Origin of the sequence: Polaribacter sp. KT25b, assembly GCF_900105145.1 — a bacterium.
In the GTDB taxonomy this organism is placed as follows: Bacteria; Bacteroidota; Bacteroidia; order Flavobacteriales; family Flavobacteriaceae; genus Polaribacter.
The window spans coordinates 2,548,606-2,565,510 of sequence record NZ_LT629752.1; the positions used below are offsets into that span (position 1 = coordinate 2,548,606).

Genomic DNA, 16,905 nt, shown 5'->3' on the forward strand with positions numbered 1-16,905 from the left:
CGAATACAAATATACAAAATCTGTTGACTATCAATTCACAAATCAATGGAAAATAAAAAAGCGAATTCAAAGAATTCACAGGGCAATGATATGCCTAATAAAAGGAATATTTTAACTGACAAAACAGCAAATGAATGGTTAGAAATAGGTTCTAGAATTATTGACCCCAAGCCTTTATTTGGGAATATTTGGCATCAAGGAGAAGTTGGCATTCTTTTTTCAAATACAGGAAAAGGAAAATCAATACTTGCAGTACAATTAGCAGATGCTATTTCTAAAGGAAATCCAATACTTGGAGAAAATACGGATAAATACATTGTATTATATTTTGATTTTGAACTATCTACTAAAGCCTTTCAAAAGCGTTACTCCAAAAGTAATACAGAACTTTATTCTTTCAGTCCTAATTTCGTAAGAATAGAAATTGATAGAGGTGAAAATTCAGAAGATGAAAAGTTATCATTTGAGCAATTAATTATCAACTCTATAACAATTCAAGCACTCAAAAACAATGCAGAAGTTCTTATAATAGATAACATTACTTACTTAGCAGCTTCTAACGAAAAGAGCCACGAAGCATTAGAGCTAATGAAGATAATTTTAAAATTATCTAGAGAATATAGTATCTCAATACTACTAATAGCACACACCCCAAAACGAGACATTTACAGTCCTATTCAACTTGAAGACTTAGCAGGATCAAAAGCATTATCAAACTTTGTTGATATCTGTTTCTGTATTGGAGAATCTGTAAAAGGAGACAATATTAGATACATAAAGCAATTAAAAAACAGAAACTATCCAATTGAATACGGACAAGAAAACGTTATTAATTGTGAAATAGAAAAAGAAAATAGTTTTCTCAAATTTAATATGATGGGGTTTGGAGGTGAAAAAGAACATTTACAAGCTTCAAAAACAAATGAAGATAAAAGAATTTTAGAGGCACAGAGCCTAAAAGATGCAGGAAAAACTAATACTGAAATAGCTAAAACTTTTGGGGTTAGCCCAAGAACTATTGGTCGTTGGCTAAAATTAACCTAAACAGGACATTTAAGTGCCGACCCCAAAAACAGACGTAATCAATTCTTTTTCAAAACAATACAACAAATAATTTAAGAAAAAGGACACGACATCCTTAGTGCTTAGAAATTAATAGGCAAGAAGTGCCAACTGTTTTTGTGGGACATTTTACGCCGTGTCACTTATAGGAAATAAGCCACATAATTAAAAAATATAATAAACTGTAAAACAAACTTTTAACTCTTTTAAACAATAGTTTTTGAGTCGGCAAAAAGTGGACATTTATTAGAAATAATATTAATAACAGTCAGCAATAATAATTTTATTGCTGTTGAAAAAAAAAAATATGAATTGTAAAAAAGCAAAACAAATAGACCTAGTACCTTACCTAAAAAAACAAGGTTTTAGGGTAAGTAAAACCACGAAAAAAGATATTTGGTTCTTTTCCCCTTTTAAGAATGAAAAAACACCATCCTTTAAAGTTAATATCTCAAAAAATGTGTTTTTTGACCACAGTTCTGGAATTGGCGGAACAATCATTGACTTTGTAATGAAATACAATAATTGTTCAATTAAAGAAGCCTTAGTCATTTTATCTGAAGACACTTTTTCTATTCACCAGCAAACAAAACGAATTAAGAGCGAGACAAAACCCACCTACTCTATTAAAAAAGTAACTGAATTAACAAATCCACAATTATTAAATTATTTAAGCAACAGGAAAATCAATTTAAAATTTGCTACACGATTTTGTTTTCAAGTTCATTACTCTTTTTCTAATGGAAAAGAATTGTACGGAATTGGGTTTATGAATGATGTTGGCGGATTAGAAATCGTAAATATTTTCAATAAAAAATTCAGGAAAATTTGTTTAGGAAAAAAAGAAATTACAACCATAAATAATAATTCTGATGTTGTTTCAATATTTGAATCTTGGTCTGATTTCCTTTCTTATCTCACTTTGAAAAAAGAAATACCTAAAGAAAATTTCATCATACTTAACTCTACTTCTTTAGTCAAAAAGACGATTAGTTTATTAGAAGATTACATGGTAATAAAATTATTTTTTGACAACGATGAAGCAGGAAATAAAGCTACCGATTTTATAGTAGAAAATGCGAATGGTAAAATTATAGACAATAGAATACATTATAAAAACTTCAATGATTTAAATGATTATTTGATGAATAAAAATTAATACAGTCAGTTCTTAGCCAGTCGTGGCTTTAATTCCTTTTTAGTGCCTACTTCGTGCCCTAAAAAGAAATCAAAACCCGCTGGCTTATTCACAGAAAATGTTCATAAGAAAAAAAACAAAAGAAAAATGAAATCAGATTCAAACAATAAAGTAAAGGTCGTTTTTTACCTCAATGCAGAGGATAAAGAAGTAATTAAAATTCAATGTGAATCATTACAAATAAAACCTTCTTTTTTTTACAGAAATGCAGTTTTAGAAAAATTAGGTAAACCAATATTTACAAAAAAAGTACATGATTTAGATACCAAGAAATATTTGACTTCTTTAATTAGAATTGGAAATAATTTAAATCAGATAGCAAAAAAATTAAATTCAAATGAGCAATTTTTAATCAAAGACCAACAAGTCGTTTTGAACGAAATTAAACATATCAATAACCACATTATAGAAATCAATTCAAAATTATAAACCATTATTATGGAAGAAAATACAAACAATGCCATCTTTACTTTAATGCAAAAAGTAGTAGATAAATTAGACGCTATTTCTAAAGACGTAAGTAATATAGACCAAACAGAATTAAGCCATGTTTTCTCAGAAGAGAATGAGAAGTTAAAAAACTTAATAGAAACAACTATTAGTAATCAACATGTACTTGATCAAAAAATTCTATCTAAAAAAGAAATAGATGATTCTATAAAAGAAAATGCAGTAACTCCTAATGTAAATAATTATACTGAATTCAGTTTATTAGGGAGTAAATCACACTTTAAACCTAAGACATTAATTATTATGCTTTTTAGTTTACTTATAATATGGAGTTCTATAAAATATCTTCCTTCATATTTTATGGAAAAGAATTCTATAAGTAAAGCAAAAGAAGACTATCAGATTTTCTATAACTATTTTTATTTCAAAGAGTTCGAAAAAAATAAAAACGCAGCTGCAAATGAAATTCTAAAAAAAATAATACAAAAAGACCCCATCTTTATGGAAGAATACCAAACACTTTTAAGCACTTATCAACGAGAAATAAAAAAGCAAGAATTAAAAGAACAACTTAACGCACTTGACAATAATGATCGCTAAATTAGAATCCATAGCATACTTACAAAATGCGCTTGATTATTGTGAACGTGGAGGAGAATTAATAGCGTCCAATAAATGTATCGGAAATAGTACTGAAATAAACTCTCAGATAGAAAGAAACAACGCTCTTAATGATAGATGTGTAAAAAATACTTTTCATATCAAAATAAGAATTGCTCCAGAGGACAAAGGAAAATTAAATACCCAAGATTGGATTGATATTTCAAACGATTATGCTAAAATGATTGGTTTTAAAGAGAATCTTTATGCTGTGTATATGCATGAAGAAGGTACGAATAAGGAACATATTCATATTGTAGCATCACGTATTCAATCTAATAATCTAGCAGTTGAAGATAGTTTTACCCATTATAAGAATATGGACTTTTGCCGAGAGATTGAAAAAAAGTATAAATTAAGACAAGTAAAACGTGTTTTAGAAACTGTAAAAAAGCAAGAAATTTTCATTAAAAATGATAATAGAATTGCACCATTGGAAGAAAAAATTAAATCTGCTATTAATCAATCTGATTCTTTTGAAGATTTTGAGTTTCACTTAAAAAACATGGGAGTTAAAACAAAAAAAGGAAGAGGGATTGGATTTATAGATGAAAAAGGGGTTTATATAAAAGGTTCTGCCATTAATAGAAAATACTCTTTAAAAGGAATTGAAAAGCTATTATCTTACGAACAACAAGAAAAACGAATGAATAAAAAAAACAAGGGTTTTAAAATGTAAACTTTTGAATAAACATGGAACAATATATAAAGCTATAAATAGATATTTATAGCTTTATCTTTTTGTATAAATGCACATTTATATAAAAAGACAAACTGTACGTGACGCCTGCCGCTGAGGCGCATTTTAAAAATCAGTTGATTTTTAATACTTGCTTGTGAAGAAAAAATCAACTGATTTTTAAAACGGAAGAACTGAATTTATAGTTGTATTTAAATATAAATACTTTTTTTTATAAAATTATTCAAAATAGCCAAATTTATAACCGTCACAAAAACAAGCACTTAAGATATTTGTATTAAATTAGAAAACAATTACAAAGAAAAATATTTGTTTTTTAATTATAAATATTAGTATCTTTGTGTGAATTAGAAAATGATTACAAAGAAATTTTATGATAAAAATTAATCAAATAGCAGAAGTTCAATTTGGACTTTATAAGAAAAAAAGCAAAAAAGGAGATACTAAATATCTTACTACTGGCCATTTTGACAATTTCTTAAATCCAACGCTATTTGATGATAGTTTTATCAACATTACAGGTAAAGATACAAAGTTTTTATTACAACCTAATGATGTGATTCTTACTGGAAAAGGACAACGAATTTTTGCATGGAGTTACGATGAATCATTTGGCAAGGTTGTTCCTAGCTCATTATTTTACATTATTAGAGCAGATGCAGCATTGATTGATAGTCGCTATTTGGCTGCTGTTCTTAATTCTGGACGAAAACGTTATGAGTTAGAATTACTTGGTGTGGGTTCTTCTATAATATCTATTGCTAAAAATGATGTTTTAGATTTTGAAATACCGTTACCGAGTATAGAAGAACAACAAAAAGTTATCAATGTACTAGCGCTTCTGGAAGAGGAGATATCATTAACAAATCAACTATTAGAAAAGAAAAAAGCGCTGAAAAAGGGCGTTTTAAACGAATTAATAACAAATAAAATAGAATTATAAGACACAAAAAAAAGCCTTTAAAGCTGGTCGCCTTGAAGACTTTAGATTGGTATTGTTTGCTCTCAGTGGCTTGTCACCGAACTGATAAAAACAATGTTCTTGGAAAAACAAAAGTATACCAATCTTTCGACATATCAAAATAACGATAAGTCTAGACTCGGATTCACACACTCTACTCCGAGATATTGAGTGTATTTTTAAATATTTTAAATGAGCAATACAAGACACGTAGTTCCAAACCCAGATGGGGGTTGGGATTCTAAAAAAGGAGGAGCAGAAAGAGCTTCAAAACATTTTGATAATAAACAAGATGCAGTAGATTATAGTAGAGAATTGTCTAAAAAACAAAAAACAGAATTAGTCATTCATAAAAAAGATGGTAAAATTCAAAGAAAAGATTCTCACGGAAACGACAAATTTCCACCAAAAGGATAATTAACTAATCAGGAGCGATACTAAGCTATCGCTCCTTTAAAAAAATAAAAAATGAGTAAACTAACACAAAGTGATATTAACAATAAAGTATGGAAAGCCTGCGATACCTTTAGAGGTACAGTAGATGCAGGGCAATATAAAGACTACATACTTACAATGCTCTTTATTAAATACATAAGCGATGTAAATAAAGAGAAGAAAGCCGAATACAAGAAAAAGTATAATGGTGATAAAGCACGTATAGAAAGAGCTTTAAAACACGAGCGTTTTTCATTGCCTGAAAAGTCGTCTTTTGATTATCTATATGAAAAACGTAACGAAAGCAATTTAGGTGACATTATTAATATTGGACTAGAAGTCTTAGAAGAAGCCAATAGAAGCAAACTGGAAAAGGTATTTAGAAACATCGATTATAATAGTGAAGCTAATCTTGGAGAAACAACGGATAGAAACAGACGTTTGCAGCATCTTCTAAACGATTTCAGAGAATTAGACCTAAGACCATCTAACCTAGATAATAACGATGTTATTGGAGATGCTTACGAGTATTTGATTGGAAATTTTGCAGCTGGAGCAGGTAAAAAAGCAGGAGAATTCTATACGGCAGCCCAAGTATCGCAATTATTAGCAAAACTGGTGGAGCCAAAAGCAGGAGACCGTATTTGCGACCCAACTTGTGGTTCTGGTTCTCTTTTACTTAAAGTAGCAAAAGAAGTAGGCAGCACTAATGTTTCGCTGAATGGTCAAGAAGTAAATGGCTCTACCTATGCATTGGCTCGTATGAATATGTTCTTGCACGAAATGGATAATGCCAATATAGAATGGGGAGATACCTTAAACTCACCAAAATTGGTTGAGAATGATGCTTTAATGAAATTTGATATAGTAGTAGCAAATCCACCATTTTCTTTAGATAAATGGGGAGCAGAAGATGCTTCTTCTGATAGATACAGCCGTTTTCATAGAGGTGTACCACCTAAGAGCAAAGGTGATTATGCATTTATTACGCATATGATAGAAACCTTAAATGAACACGGAAAAGCTGGTGTTATTTTGCCTCATGGAGTTTTATTCAGAGGAAGTAGCGAAGGTAAAATACGTAAGCAACTTATTGATGAAAATTTATTAAAAGCTGTGGTTGGTTTGCCTGCAAATTTATTTTATGGCACAGGTATTCCTGCCTCTATTTTAATTTTTGACAAAAATAAAGGAGACAATACAGAGATACTTTTTATTGATGCCAGTAATGAGTTTGAGAATGGTAAAAACCAAAATCGATTACGTGATGAAGATGTTGACAAGATTTATAATACCTTTTCTGAATGGAAAACAGTTGATAAATACAGCCACATTGCTACATTAGAAGAGATACAAGAAAACGATTACAACCTAAATATTCCTAGATATGTAGATACGTTTGTTGAAGAAGAACCCGTTGATATTGTTGAAACTCAAAAAGAGATAGTTGCCTTGAAAGCGAAATTAAACGATGTAGAATCTCAGATGGAGGTTTATCTTAAAGAAATGGGATATTAGGATGGGGAATAATGATAACAATATGACCTACCGTCAAGATGTTCAATCAAATAAGCGAATACAAACTAATACTGGTTCAAGGAAATGGAAAAAAATTGGCTTTCAAAAGCTTTTTACTTTTTCAACAGGTAAAAATATTAAACAGAATCAAGCGTCTCCATATTTTTCAATTCCTTGTGTTAGATATGGTGAGTTATATCATATGTACAACGAAGTCATAACTGATGTAATAAACTATACCAATCTTAAAAAAGAAGATTTGATATTTAGCGAAGGGAACGAAATACTACTTCCTTCTGCTGGTGAAGACCCCTTAGATATAGGGTCTGCGTCTGCTCTTATGGTTAAAGGTGTTGCAATTGGAAGAACAATAAATGTTTTAAAACCTCTTAAAGATGGTGTTTATAACCAAAGTTATGTAGCTCACTACATCAGTCATATTTTAAGAAACAATATAGCGCGTTTAGCTAAGGGTACTAGTATTAGTAATGTTTACAATTCAGATTTAAAACAATTAAAAATTAGTCTTCCACCACTAAAAGAACAACAAAAAATAGCAGAAATCCTCTCACAATGGGATGAAGCAATAGAAACCACACAAACGCTTATTGACCAATTACAATTGCGTAAAAAAGGTTTAATGCAAGCCTTGTTATCTGGTAAGAAGCGATTGACTGGGTTTAGTGAGGAGTGGAAAGAAGATAAATTAGGAAGTTATTTTACCGAACGAAAAGAAACAGGTTTAGATAATTTACAGTTGTTATCAGTTGGTAAAGAAGGAGTTTACCCGCAAGATGATTCCAACAAAAAAGATACTTCGAATTCTAATAAATCTAAATACAAAAGAATCTGTAAAGGAGATATTGGTTACAATACAATGCGAATGTGGCAAGGTAGAAGTGCATTGTCACAACTTGAAGGCATTGTTAGTCCCGTTTATACCATATTAAAACCTAAAGAAAATTGTGACTCAGTTTTTTTCAGTCACCTTTTTAAGCTTGACGATATGATTCATAAGTTTTACAGAAATTCACAAGGAATGGTTAGTGATACTTGGATGTGTAAATTCAAAGACCTTAAGATTGTAAAATTCAATGCGCCTTCATCATTAGAAGAGCAAAAAGCAATTTCAAAAATTATTGGTCTAGCAGATGTAGAAATTGAAGAAAAGAAAACCTATCTGTTGAAATTGAAGGAACAGAAAAAAGGTTTAATGCAGCAATTATTAACGGGTAAAAAACGAGTAAAATTAAATTGATATGGCAGAAATATACCAGCATAATATTTATATAGATGAAAGTTGCCATTTAGAAAACGACATACACCCATTAATGTGTATTGGTTATACAAAAATAGCAGCTAAAGATTATGAGCTGTATAAAAATGAGTTAAAAAAAATCAAGCTTACACATAAAACACCTACAGAACTAAAGTGGAATAAGCTTTCTAATAACCGCTTGCCCTTTTACAAAGCCATTATAGATTTCTTTTTTGATAGCAATATTGAATTTAGAGCCATTTTAGTCAAAAACAAAGCCCAGTTAGATCATACTAAGTTTAACAGAGGAGATCATAATTCTTTTTATTATACACTGGTATTTTTATTACTTAGAAACCCTTGGGTAAATTATCTAGAAAATCCACATAAAGTTATTTTGGACATTAAAGATACACGTGGTAAGGAGCGTTTAACTAAATTAGATACTCGTTTAAATGAAGAATACAGGCAAAAATACAATAGAGATTCTCCTTTTAATTTTTTTCAACACATCCGTTCAGACGAGAGTGAGTTTTTACAACTAGCAGATTTTTTTATAGGTGCTATTACTTACAAAGCAAGAGGTCTGCATTTGCTAGAAAAATCATCGCAAGTTAAAAAAGAAGTGGTAGCCTATTTAGAACAAAAATCAGGCTATCAATTAGATGATGGCACTGCACCCTTTGAAGAAAAGTTTAATATTTTCGATTTTCAAATTCAAACTCAAAACAAGCAATAATGAATTATTTTGAGGAAGAACACGAATTAGATATTGTAGACGATCTGTTTGAATATTTAGATTTAGACGGTCCAGATAAAGAACAAATGTATCAGCTTTACGGTGTATTTAAAAAAGATATGATTGATGAGCCTATTTTCATCAATAACGTACAAGTGGTCTATGATAAAAAAAAATCTAGACATTACCTATTTAAAGGAAAACCTGTAGGTTTTGAACATATCTGCACACGGGAAAGTAAGCATTCCAAAAAACGATATTTTGACCCTGAGAGAACTAATAAAATTCACTGGATAAAGCCTGTAGTTCATTTTAAAGAAGATGCGAGAGTTCGTTATTTTGAACGTGAACATCACAATGGTAAAAACCAACAATATTATTGGTTACACGAAAAAGATTATGTGGTAATTATTAGAGAGGTAACCGAAAAATTGCAATTAGTTACAGCATTTAAAGTAGATAATTTAGAAAAACCTAGGTTTAACAATTGGTATAATGATTACCAAAAATAAAGGCAAAAAAAAACCTCACTTCGTAAGCGAGGTACGTATCTTAAGGCAATACGACTGATGCAACAAGTGCTAAGCCAAGTCCTTTACCCTTTGGGTAATGACATTGCAAAATTACACAAATTTGCATTATAAACAAAGTTATTAACAATTATATTAAAAAACACACTATGAGTACACCATCATATTTAGAAGACAATGTATCTCAAATACCTGCGTTGCAATTGCTCATCAATATGGGCTATACCTATGTAAGTCCTAAAAAAGCAGAACAATGGAGAGGCGGGAAATCGCAAGTATTGTTTACAGAAATATTACGTACTCAGCTAGCTAAAATTAACACTATTCATCGTCGTGGTAAGGAGTATGCTTTTTCAGATGCTAATATAAATTCGGCTGTTATAGCCGCAAAAGACTTACCTATACAAGATGGTTTTATAAATGCAAACAAAGCATTTTATGATTTAATTACGCTAGGTAAAGCCTTTGAGCAAAGCATAGATGGAGACAAAAAAAGCCATACTATAAACTATATAGATTGGCAACATCCAGAAAATAATATATTTCACGTTACTGAGGAATTTCCTGTACTAAGAACAGCTAGAACAGATACCTACAGACCAGATTTAGTGTTGTTTATTAATGGTATTCCTTCTGTAATTATAGAATGTAAAAGCCCATCGTTAGGAGGAACAAAATCGCCAGTAACTCTGGCTATAGAGCAACATACAAGAAATTTTAGTAAAGATGGCATCAGGTCATTATATGTCTATTCTAATTTACTCTTAAGTATAGCTACTAATGAAAGTAGTTATGCAACTACTGGAACAAGTAAAGAGTTTTGGGCAAAATGGACAGAACAATTTACCTCAAGCGAAACGGAAAAAAAGTATTGGACAGCACTCAAAAAGCTAAAAAATAAAACTTTAGAAGAAGACCAAAAAAATATGGTTTTTGAAGAACGAGCGGAGTACGTGCGTAAAACCTTTGATGGCATTGATACTGAAGATAGGTTACTTACAGAACAAGACAAGTTATTGTTCAACTTATGTAGGCCAGAACGCTTATTAGATTTAATATTAAATTTCACGCTCTATGATGATGGCATAAAGAAAATAGCCAGATACCAACAATATTTTGCAGTTAACAACACTATTAATCGTGTCACTAAATTTGATAAAACTGGTAAACGTCAAGGAGGCGTTATTTGGCATACACAAGGAAGTGGTAAATCATTGACTATGGTAATGCTTGCTCAAATGTTGGCATCAAATCCGCATATTTCAAATCCTAAAATTGTGCTAGTCACAGACCGTGTTGACCTTGATGACCAGATTTCAGACACCTTTAAAAAGTGTAAAAAAGAAGTACGTCAAGCCAAGACAGGTGCACATCTTACGGAACTACTTGAAGATAATAGCGATGCTATTATAACAACCATCATAAACAAGTTTGAGGCCGCTGTAAAGAATAACAAAAAACCATTTACATCTTCTGATATATTTGTGCTTATTGACGAAGGACACAGAACACAATACGGTACAATTAATGTAAGTATGCAACGTGTATTTCCTAATGCTTGTTTTCTTGCTTTTACAGGAACTCCTTTGATGAAAAAGGAAAAAAGTACTGCTAGTAAATTTGGTGGTTATATTGGTAAAGCATACACTGTAAAAGATGCTGTTGAAGATGGTGCTGTAGTGCCATTATTGTATGAAGGAAGACATAATCAAATTACACTTAACGAAGCACCAATAAATACCTATTTTGAAAAACTTGCAGAGCGCAATAACCTTTCAGAAAGAGGTCGTGCTAAATTGAAGCAAAAATTTAATACCGTAAATGAGCTAAATAAAACAGACCAAGTAATATATGCTAGAGCTTGGGATATCAGTGAACATTACACAGAATTTTTTCAAACACATAGTGATAATTACAAGCCAAAAGCACAGTTAGTTGCACCAACGATTAAAAGTGCCTTATTATATAAAAAATATTTGGATGAAATTGGTTTGGTAGATTCTGAGGTTGTTGTAACACAATCTGACCAACGAGAAGGAACAGAAGATGGATATTTTAATGAGAACGAAGATAAGAGGAGAGAAGATGAGTATCTAAATGCAATGATAGATAAGTATGGGGATTTAAAAAAATACGAAAAGAGTATTATAAATCAGTTTAAAAAGCGTGATAAACCTGAAATATTAATTGTAGTAGCAAAGCTTTTAACTGGGTTTGATGCACCTAACAATACAGTATTATATTTATGCCGTTCGCTTAAAGAACATACATTACTGCAAGCAATTGCTCGTGTTAACCGTGTATATCCTGGTAAAGATTATGGATACATTGTAGATTATTACGGGAATCTTGAAAACCTAGACACTGCTTTAAGTACTTACTCGAATTTAGAAGGGTTCGAGGAAGAAGACTTAGAAGGAACGCTAACTAATATCAGTGATGAAATTGGTAAGTTATCTCAAGCACATTCAGAATTGTGGGATATTTTTAAAACATTAAAAGGTAGAAATCTTGAAGCAACAGCCTACGAAGAACACTTATCGCCAGAAGATGTAAGAAACAAGTTTTATACCAAAGTTTCTCAGTTCGCAAGACTCTTAAAATTGGCACTTTCTTCGGTTGATTTTGTTACAAATACAGATGAAAAGAAGATCGATACCTATAAGAGAGATGCTAAGTTTTTTCTGAAATTACGTGTAGATGTAACTAGACGTTACAATGATGATATTGCATACAAAGAGTTTGAGCCACAAATTCAGAAGCTTATTAATAAGCATATTACAACTGATGGCGAAATAATGAAAATTACTGAGTTAGTTGATATATTTAACAAAGAGGAACGTGATGCACAGGTAGAAAACATTAAGGGAAAAGCTGCTCAAGCAGACCATATTGCTAGCAGAACGGTTAAGGCTATTAATTTAAAAATGCAAGAAGATCCTATTTATTATAGAAAACTTGCAGACCTTATTAAAGAGACTATTGCAGCTTATCATCAAAAACGTATAGACGAAGCAGAATATTTAAAAAGAGCTAAGGAAAACGAAGATAAATTCTTTAATGGTCGCTCAAAAGATGCACCAGATGAGTTGGCAGACAATACAGTTGCATTAGCGTTTTACAACTTTAGTAGGTCAGTATTTGAAAATGTTGAGTTATTAAATACACCATTTCATATTGAAGTAAGTTTAGCGATTGATAAAACTGTAAAGGAACATATTTACTTAAACGAGAAAAAGATTATTGATTGGCATAAAAATGAAGATATCACAGGGAAAATAAATATCGAATTAGGAGACGTAATTTATGATTTACATCAGAAATTTGACATTGACACAGACTGGGATAAAATAGATTACCTCATTAGTGAGTGCTTGAAAATTGCAATACTTAAATACAAGTAACTTATGGAGTTAAAGAGTATTCCATATGGTAATTCAAGAATTGATTTTTGTTTAAAGCGAAATAAAAGGAAGACGCTAGGTATTAAGGTATATCCTAACGGCTCTACGGTTGTAACAGCCCCTATAGAAACACCTTATGATAAAATAGCTGTGAAAGTAAAGTCTAAAGCGCAATGGATAAATAAGCAAAAAGACTTCTTTATGCTCTTTGAACCACGAACAAAAGAAAAGCTTTACGAAAGTGGTGAAAGCCATTTGTATCTGGGGAAAAATTATAGATTAAAAATTACAGAGTCAAATACAAATTCAGTCAAATTAAAAGGGGGCTATATATTAATTGATATAAAAGATAAGCATAATAAAAATGCTATTGAAAAGGAACTGAAAAAGTGGTACAAATCTAAGGCTATGATACATTTTGAAAATCTTTATCATAATAGATTAGATTTAGCTAAAGAATTATCAAATAAGGAAGTTTCATTAAAATATAAATGGCTAAATAACAGATGGGGAAGTTGTTTTATTGATGGAACTATTTATCTTAATTTGGAACTTATAAAAGCACCTAAAGAATGTATTGATTACGTTCTTGTGCACGAGATTTGTCATCTTGACCATCACAATCATAGTACTTCTTTTTATAAACTTCTAACAAAGAAGTTGCCAAAATGGAAAATGTCAAAAGACAAATTAGAGAAGCTTTTATCTTAGTTGGAATTATAGAACCTAGTATAAAGGGATTATTATCAAAATTTGTATATCACCTTAAACAATTAATTTTCTTAATCATTAAACTTAAATCAAAAAAAACACCCAATTCAAATAGAATTGGGTGTAATATTGGGTGTCAAACTCATAACTAACTGATTATCAGTTGACATTGCGGAGAAAGAGGGATTCGAACCCCCGGACCTGTTACAGTCAACAGTTTTCAAGACTGCCGCATTCGACCGCTCTGCCATTTCTCCAGAAGTCTCATCAGGTATTCCCTGAATGCGGATGCAAATATATAAACCTTTTTCATTATAGAAAAATAAAATTTCATCTTTTTTGAGTATCATTTAAAATATTTTATACTTCCCTGTTAATCAGCAACATTTAATTTAAAATAAAATTTAGAAATCATTTAGAAATTGTAATTTTATTAATTCTACTATATTGTTTACTATATTTGCAACAAATTATAATCTAAAAAATATGTCTTTTAATTCTTTTGGAAATCTTTTAAAAGTTACAACGTATGGAGAATCTCATGGAACTGCTATTGGTGGGGTTATAGATGGATTTCCTGCAGGTTTAAAAGTAGACTTTGATGCAATACAAGCAGAATTAGACAGACGTAAACCTGGACAATCTAAAATTGTAACACAACGTAAAGAACCAGATACTGTAATATTCCATTCTGGTATTTTCGAAGGAATTACTACAGGTACTTCTATCGGATTTGTAATTAACAATACAAATCAAAAATCTAAAGATTATAATCACAATACAAATATCTATAGACCTTCTCATGCAGATTATACTTATGATAAAAAATATGGTATTAGAGATTATAGAGGTGGTGGTAGAAGTTCTGCTCGTGAAACAGCTAACTGGGTAGTTGCTGGTGCTTTAGCAAAACAATTAATTGCGCATATAAGTATTAATGCTTTTACTTCTTCAGTTGGAGAAATTTTTATTGATAAACCATATCAAGATTTAGATTTTTCTAAAACAGAAAACAATATTGTACGTTGTCCTGATGAATTGTCAGCAGAAAAAATGATTACCAAAATTCAGGAAATTAGAAAATCCGGAGATACAATTGGTGGAACTGTAACTTGTGTTGCTAAAAATGTACCTGTTGGTTTAGGAGAACCTATTTTTAATAAATTACATGCAGAACTAGGTAAAGCAATGCTTTCTATAAACGCAGTAAAAGGTTTTGAATTTGGTAGTGGGTTTTGTGGTGCAAAAATGAAAGGTTCTGAACATAACGACATTTTTAATGCTGATGGATCTACACAATCTAATTTATCCGGAGGAATTCAGGGTGGAATTAGCAATGGTATGGATATTTATTTTAGAGTTGCTTTTAAACCTGTAGCAACAATAATGACAAATCAACAAACAATTAATTCTGAAGGCGAACTTACAGAAATTACAGGAAAAGGAAGACATGATCCTTGTGTTGTACCAAGAGCTGTACCAATTGTAGAAGCTTTAACAGCCTTAGTTTTAGCAGATTTTTGGTTGATAAATAGAACTAGAAAAATCTAATTCAAGTTCCAATTAATGATTAAGTTTATCAGAAATAAATAAATTTAGTTTATTTTTATGCTTTTTGATGTAAAAAAAATACTTGCATCATTATTAAAAATGATGTTTTATTTTAATTTAGAAATCATATATCTGTGCATAAAAAAAGACTGTATTTTATTGATATAATTAGAGCTTTTGCAATATTAATGATGTTGCAAGGTCATTTTATCGATACACTTTTAGCAACAGAATATAGAGATTTAACTTCTATCCCATTTTCAATTTGGTCCTATTTTAGAGGAATTACAGCTCCTACATTTTTTACTATATCAGGATTAATTTTTACCTATTTATTACTTAAGGCAAAAGAAAGAGGTGAAACAAATTTAAGAATGAGAAAAGGTCTAATTAGAGGCTTTTTTTTAATTTTTGTAGGTTATTTATTACGTATTCCTTTTCTTCGTTGGATAACTGGAGATTTTAACACTTATTTTTTAGTTATTGATGTTTTACAGTGTATTGGGTTAAGTTTAATATTAATAGTTACATTATACTTTTTATGTGCTAAAAACACACTTATTTTTTCTGTTACAAACTTTTTTTTAGGAATAATTATTTTTTTAACTGAAAGAATGTATTATGATTTAAACTATGAAAATATTCCTATAGTTTTCAGTAATTATATTTCAAAAAATAATGGCTCTATTTTTACAATCATACCTTGGTTTGGCTATGTTGCTTTTGGTGCTTTTATTGCTACTTTATTTCATGGATATCTTAAAAAACCTAAGTTTAAAACAAATATAATATTCTCTTTTTTTGTTACTGGTTGTGTTTTAATTTTTTATTCTTCGCATATTTTAGTATCTATTTATAAGTTAACACACATAGAAATATTTTTAAAATCTGCTAGTTATAATTATCTATTTACAAGGTTAGGTAATGTTTTAATATATTTTGCCTTTTTCTATGCTTTAGAAAAATACTTGAAATTTCCTTTAGTTTTAAAAATAGGACAAAAGACATTATCCATTTATGTAATTCATTTTATAATTATTTATGGAAGTTTTACAGGTCTTGGTTTAAATACAATTATTGGTAGAAATTTAACACCAATACAAGCCATTTTGGGGGCAATAGTATTCTTAATTACTGTGTGTTTTCTATCATTCTTTTATGTACGAACTAATACTTTTTTATATGCCAATTTAAGACGCATATTTGAAAAAACTAAAAGTCTATTTTAGATTTTAATTAAGTTCTATAGATATAATTATTGCTTTACAAAAAGAGCTTTTAACCAGCTAGCAACTTAAAACAGTATAAACTTTAACTATTTGAATTCACTTAAATGGTTTTGAAAGAAGAATAAGAAGTATTTTGTAAAATACTTCTTATTTAAAAACATTATATAGCAAATAATATTTAATTTATGCTTGACCAGTTGGTCCAAAATTCATTGGAATTGGAGGCTGTTCATAATCTTTAATTTCTCCGTGAGCTTGTTCAAATTTTCTAACATTATCTGCCAAAGCCTTTGTTAATCTTTTTGCGTGTTGTGGTGTTAAAATAATTCTAGATTTTACTTTTGCTTTTGGTACTCCTGGCATTATATTTATAAAATCTACAATAAATTCTGACATTGAATGATTAATAATTGCTAAGTTAGAATAGGTTCCTTCTGCAACTTCTTGATCTAATTCAATATTTAATTGACCATCTTTGTTTTGATTTTCTTCCATAATT

General features: G+C 30.1%; 16 protein-coding genes and 1 tRNA gene. 15 read left to right on the forward strand and 2 right to left on the reverse strand.

Annotation, left to right across the window (positions count from 1 at the left end; all coding sequences use genetic code 11):
• Window positions 1–90: 90 nt before the first annotated feature.
• The 13 genes from BLT70_RS11005 (at window position 91) to BLT70_RS11065 (ending at window position 13,626) form a co-directional block, all read left to right on the forward strand.
• The gene (locus tag BLT70_RS11005) at window positions 91–1,044 is read left to right on the forward strand and encodes an AAA family ATPase (protein ID WP_157691892.1); all 954 of its coding nucleotides are present in this window, start codon (window positions 91–93) and stop codon (window positions 1,042–1,044) included.
• Window positions 1,045–1,369: 325 nt separating this feature from the next.
• The gene (locus BLT70_RS11010) at window positions 1,370–2,221 is read left to right on the forward strand and encodes a toprim domain-containing protein (RefSeq protein WP_091894375.1); all 852 of its coding nucleotides are present in this window, start codon (window positions 1,370–1,372) and stop codon (window positions 2,219–2,221) included.
• Between the two features lie 126 nt (window positions 2,222–2,347).
• Window positions 2,348–2,689, forward strand: a complete 342-nt coding sequence (gene mobC / locus BLT70_RS11015) for a plasmid mobilization relaxosome protein MobC (protein WP_157603702.1) — start codon at window positions 2,348–2,350, stop codon at window positions 2,687–2,689.
• Between the two features lie 9 nt (window positions 2,690–2,698).
• Window positions 2,699–3,310 carry a hypothetical protein gene (locus BLT70_RS11020; RefSeq protein ID WP_157691893.1) on the forward strand — a complete coding sequence of 204 codons (612 nt, stop codon included), beginning with the start codon at window positions 2,699–2,701 and terminating at the stop codon, window positions 3,308–3,310.
• Entirely contained in the window at window positions 3,300–4,049 is a 750-nt protein-coding gene (locus BLT70_RS11025; protein ID WP_091894379.1) for a relaxase/mobilization nuclease domain-containing protein, read from the forward strand. Before BLT70_RS11020 ends, BLT70_RS11025 begins: the two co-directional genes overlap by 11 nt.
• Before the next feature lie 394 nt (window positions 4,050–4,443).
• Window positions 4,444–5,013, forward strand: a complete 570-nt coding sequence (locus BLT70_RS11030; RefSeq protein WP_091894381.1) for a restriction endonuclease subunit S — start codon at window positions 4,444–4,446, stop codon at window positions 5,011–5,013.
• 210 nt (window positions 5,014–5,223) lie between these two features.
• Complete coding sequence (locus BLT70_RS11035; protein ID WP_091894383.1) at window positions 5,224–5,448, forward strand: DUF2188 domain-containing protein; 225 nt, start codon at window positions 5,224–5,226, stop codon at window positions 5,446–5,448.
• Window positions 5,449–5,499: 51 nt separating this feature from the next.
• Window positions 5,500–6,984, forward strand: coding sequence for a type I restriction-modification system subunit M (locus BLT70_RS11040; RefSeq protein ID WP_091894385.1), 1,485 nt, complete (start codon window positions 5,500–5,502; stop codon window positions 6,982–6,984).
• 1 nt (window position 6,985) lies between these two features.
• The gene (locus BLT70_RS11045; protein WP_157691894.1) at window positions 6,986–8,242 is read left to right on the forward strand and encodes a restriction endonuclease subunit S; all 1,257 of its coding nucleotides are present in this window, start codon (window positions 6,986–6,988) and stop codon (window positions 8,240–8,242) included.
• A 1-nt stretch (window position 8,243) separates the two neighbouring features.
• Window positions 8,244–8,981, forward strand: coding sequence for a DUF3800 domain-containing protein (locus BLT70_RS11050; RefSeq protein WP_091894386.1), 738 nt, complete (start codon window positions 8,244–8,246; stop codon window positions 8,979–8,981).
• Window positions 8,981–9,493: a hypothetical protein gene (locus tag BLT70_RS11055; RefSeq protein WP_231962686.1), complete on the forward strand. Its 513-nt coding sequence runs from the start codon at window positions 8,981–8,983 to the stop codon at window positions 9,491–9,493. The genes BLT70_RS11050 and BLT70_RS11055 overlap by 1 nt, the downstream gene beginning before the upstream one ends.
• A 167-nt stretch (window positions 9,494–9,660) precedes the next feature.
• On the forward strand, window positions 9,661–12,915 hold the full coding sequence (locus BLT70_RS11060) for a type I restriction endonuclease subunit R (protein ID WP_091894390.1): 3,255 nt from the start codon (window positions 9,661–9,663) through the stop codon (window positions 12,913–12,915).
• Between the two features lie 3 nt (window positions 12,916–12,918).
• On the forward strand, window positions 12,919–13,626 hold the full coding sequence (locus BLT70_RS11065) for a M48 family metallopeptidase (RefSeq protein WP_091894392.1): 708 nt from the start codon (window positions 12,919–12,921) through the stop codon (window positions 13,624–13,626).
• Window positions 13,627–13,798: 172 nt separating this feature from the next.
• Here the strand turns inward: BLT70_RS11065 and BLT70_RS11070 are convergent.
• A tRNA-Ser gene (locus BLT70_RS11070) sits at window positions 13,799–13,883 on the reverse strand.
• Window positions 13,884–14,112: 229 nt separating this feature from the next.
• Here BLT70_RS11070 and aroC point away from each other — a divergent pair.
• The gene (aroC, locus tag BLT70_RS11075) at window positions 14,113–15,177 is read left to right on the forward strand and encodes a chorismate synthase (RefSeq protein ID WP_091894394.1); all 1,065 of its coding nucleotides are present in this window, start codon (window positions 14,113–14,115) and stop codon (window positions 15,175–15,177) included.
• 134 nt (window positions 15,178–15,311) lie between these two features.
• A complete protein-coding gene (locus BLT70_RS11080; protein ID WP_091894396.1) occupies window positions 15,312–16,406 on the forward strand; it encodes a heparan-alpha-glucosaminide N-acetyltransferase domain-containing protein in 1,095 nt (364 codons plus the stop codon).
• Between the two features lie 183 nt (window positions 16,407–16,589).
• Here the strand turns inward: BLT70_RS11080 and BLT70_RS11085 are convergent, their stop codons facing one another.
• Window positions 16,590–16,901 (reverse strand): DUF3467 domain-containing protein, encoded by a 312-nt coding sequence (locus BLT70_RS11085; RefSeq protein WP_091894398.1) that lies wholly within the window; start codon window positions 16,899–16,901, stop codon window positions 16,590–16,592.
• Between the last annotated feature and the right edge of the window lie 4 nt (window positions 16,902–16,905).

Excerpts from the sequence above, each read along its gene's own strand:
- BLT70_RS11005 (WP_157691892.1), top strand. The coding sequence starts at position 91 with ATGCCTAATAAAAGGAATATTTTAACTGACAAAACAGCAAATGAATGG.
- BLT70_RS11010 (WP_091894375.1), top strand. The coding sequence starts at position 1,370 with ATGAATTGTAAAAAAGCAAAACAAATAGACCTAGTACCTTACCTAAAA.
- mobC (WP_157603702.1), top strand. The coding sequence starts at position 2,348 with ATGAAATCAGATTCAAACAATAAAGTAAAGGTCGTTTTTTACCTCAAT.
- BLT70_RS11020 (WP_157691893.1), top strand. The coding sequence starts at position 2,699 with ATGGAAGAAAATACAAACAATGCCATCTTTACTTTAATGCAAAAAGTA.
- BLT70_RS11025 (WP_091894379.1), top strand. The coding sequence starts at position 3,300 with ATGATCGCTAAATTAGAATCCATAGCATACTTACAAAATGCGCTTGAT.
- BLT70_RS11030 (WP_091894381.1), top strand. The coding sequence starts at position 4,444 with ATGATAAAAATTAATCAAATAGCAGAAGTTCAATTTGGACTTTATAAG.
- BLT70_RS11035 (WP_091894383.1), top strand. The coding sequence starts at position 5,224 with ATGAGCAATACAAGACACGTAGTTCCAAACCCAGATGGGGGTTGGGAT.
- BLT70_RS11040 (WP_091894385.1), top strand. The coding sequence starts at position 5,500 with ATGAGTAAACTAACACAAAGTGATATTAACAATAAAGTATGGAAAGCC.
- BLT70_RS11045 (WP_157691894.1), top strand. The coding sequence starts at position 6,986 with ATGGGGAATAATGATAACAATATGACCTACCGTCAAGATGTTCAATCA.
- BLT70_RS11050 (WP_091894386.1), top strand. The coding sequence starts at position 8,244 with ATGGCAGAAATATACCAGCATAATATTTATATAGATGAAAGTTGCCAT.
- BLT70_RS11055 (WP_231962686.1), top strand. The coding sequence starts at position 8,981 with ATGAATTATTTTGAGGAAGAACACGAATTAGATATTGTAGACGATCTG.
- BLT70_RS11060 (WP_091894390.1), top strand. The coding sequence starts at position 9,661 with ATGAGTACACCATCATATTTAGAAGACAATGTATCTCAAATACCTGCG.
- BLT70_RS11065 (WP_091894392.1), top strand. The coding sequence starts at position 12,919 with ATGGAGTTAAAGAGTATTCCATATGGTAATTCAAGAATTGATTTTTGT.
- aroC (WP_091894394.1), top strand. The coding sequence starts at position 14,113 with ATGTCTTTTAATTCTTTTGGAAATCTTTTAAAAGTTACAACGTATGGA.
- BLT70_RS11085 (WP_091894398.1), bottom strand. The coding sequence starts at position 16,901 with ATGGAAGAAAATCAAAACAAAGATGGTCAATTAAATATTGAATTAGAT.